General features: G+C 75.8%; 3 protein-coding genes and 1 pseudogene. 1 reads left to right on the top strand and 3 read right to left on the bottom strand.

Annotated features, from left to right (window positions below; translation table 11 throughout):
• The 3 genes from ACTUAL_RS05905 to ACTUAL_RS05895 form a co-directional block, all read right to left on the bottom strand.
• Window positions 1-222 (bottom strand): SDR family NAD(P)-dependent oxidoreductase (locus tag ACTUAL_RS05905; RefSeq protein ID WP_440899531.1); only part of this gene is annotated, 222 nt, incomplete at its 3' end.
• Window positions 223-269: 47 nt separating this feature from the next.
• The gene (locus tag ACTUAL_RS05900; protein WP_440899530.1) at window positions 270-812 is read right to left on the bottom strand and encodes a TetR/AcrR family transcriptional regulator; all 543 of its coding nucleotides are present in this window, start codon (window positions 810-812) and stop codon (window positions 270-272) included.
• Window positions 805-1,638 carry an alpha/beta fold hydrolase gene (locus ACTUAL_RS05895; RefSeq protein WP_440899529.1) on the bottom strand — a complete coding sequence of 278 codons (834 nt, stop codon included), beginning with the start codon at window positions 1,636-1,638 and terminating at the stop codon, window positions 805-807. The genes ACTUAL_RS05900 and ACTUAL_RS05895 overlap by 8 nt, the downstream gene beginning before the upstream one ends.
• A 198-nt stretch (window positions 1,639-1,836) precedes the next feature.
• Here ACTUAL_RS05895 and ACTUAL_RS05890 point away from each other — a divergent pair.
• Window positions 1,837-2,040 (top strand): annotated as a pseudogene (locus ACTUAL_RS05890) (NADP oxidoreductase); the annotation flags it as partial.

Genomic DNA, 2,040 nt, shown 5'->3' with positions numbered 1-2,040 from the left:
GTCGGCGAGGTCGGCGACGGAGGCCAGCGACGCCAGGTCGAGCACGCGGGTGGAGGAGGCGCCGCCGATCTTCTCCAGCGCGACGCGGCCCTTGGCCGCGTTGCGCACCGGGATGACGACCTCCGCGCCCAGCGCCGCGAGCCTGCGGGCGAGGCCGAGTCCGATGCCGTCGCTCGCGCCGGTGACGACGGCGAGCTTGCCGGTGAGGGGGGTTTCGCTCATGGGACCGAGCCTGTCGGGCGCGGGCGGGCGGATGAAGGCACGGACCATCAGGGGACGGGTTGTCCCTGCCTGGGCCACCTCGGTGCGGCGCCCAGGCCGGTGATCAGGGTGTCGACGAGGTAGCGGTAGCTGCGGTCGACGTCGTGCGGCAGGCCGAAAGCGCCCGCGGACTCCAGGGTGATGAACCCGTGCGAGGCCGACCTGAACGCGCGGGCGGCGTGCGGCGGGGAACCGGTGAGGCACAAGGAGAAGAGGGCCATCGCGGGGTCGTCGGCCAGGACGGCGGCGGGGTAGCGGCCGGGGTGGGCGCGCGCCCAGTGGCGCAGGGCGTCGGCCAGCGCGCGCAGGGCGTCCGGTCCGGAGCGCCCGGCGACGGCGCGGCGCAGGACGTCCCCGATCTCGTGGGCCGCCAGTGCGGAGACGGCGTTCTTGAGGTCCGCCAAGGACCTCACGTGCCGGTACAGCGAGGGCGCGCGCACGCCGAGGCGTTCGGCGAGCGGGCCCATGGCCAGGTGGTCGAAGCCCACCTCGTCGGCCAGCGCGGCCCCGGCCGCCACGACGGCGGCCCGGTCGAGGCGGCTCCTAGGCACGGGTGGCGGCGAGGAACTCCAGCACCAGCTCCACGACCCGCTCGGGGAACTGGACGTGCGGGTAGTGCCCGGCGCCCGCGACGACCGCCAGCCTCCCGAGGCCCGCGGGCAGGTCGGCGACGACGGCCTCGCCCTCGGCGCGCGGCGAGACCCAGTCTGGGTCCAGTTCGCCCTGCACGACGAGCACCGGGCACGTGACGTTCGCCAGCTGGGCGCCCGCGTCGGCCGGGGAGCCCTGTCCCATGGCGCGCAACGCCTTCATGCGGCCGGGCTCGCGCAGCATCGCGGCGATCTCGGCCTGGCGCGCGTCCCAGTCGGCCGGGCGGGGGCCGGGGTAGGCGAGCTCCAGGTAGCGCAGCCAGCTGCCGGTGCTGCCGAACGCGGCCATGCCGAGCAGGGCGAGCACCCCCCTGCGGTAGGCGGGGTGCGCGAGGTCGCGGAGGGAGAACTCCTGGGCGCGGGTGAACGGGGTCAGCTCGACCAGGGCGGTGACCAGCTCGGGCGCGGTGGCGGCGGCGATGGTGGCCGCGCCGCCGGAGATGGAGTGGCCGACCAGGACGGCGGGGCCGCCGAGGTGCCGGATGAGCGCGACGAGGTCGCCCGCGATCGCGGTGCGGGTGTGCTCGGGCCAGCCGGTGCTGGACTCGCCGTGGCCGCGCAGGTCGACGGTCGCGACGCGGTGGCCCGCGGCGACCAGGAGCGGGGCGACGAAGCGGTAGGCGGCGCGGCTGTCGCCCATGCCGTGGGCGAGGACGACGAGCGGGCCGGTGTCACCGGCGAGGTCGTAGGCGAGGGTGCCGCCGTCGAGGGTCAGGTGCTGGGTCATGGCGTCCTCCGGGGTGTTTGTTATGCATGTTAGCCAAAAAGCTAATGCCATTAGCCAGCCTTGTCAACACCGACCCGCGCGAGTCCGCCCGCCCGCTTGCGGAGGCACCCCTCCGCCAACTCGGGCACGCCCTGCGGGAGGGACGCCTCCGGTAGAGCGGAACCACCCCTGATCCGCTTCGCGAAGAGCGGAGAACCCTTGCGTGCCAACGGGGTCATCGGCAGCGGGCGCGTGGGCGGCGGGCGCGTGGGCGGCGCGCTCGCCTGCGACCTGGCGTTCGCCGCCGTGCCGGTGCGCGCCTACCGGGACCTGCCCACGACGGCGCTGCGCGACCGGACGGTCGTCGACGCGCTCAACCACGCCCCGGCGCGCCACGGCCACGTGCCGGGCCGGGGCGGGGCG

Source organism: Actinosynnema sp., assembly GCF_052038725.1.
Note: the sequence above shows the minus strand (reverse complement) of the source record. Positions and strands in the feature narration are given on the sequence as shown.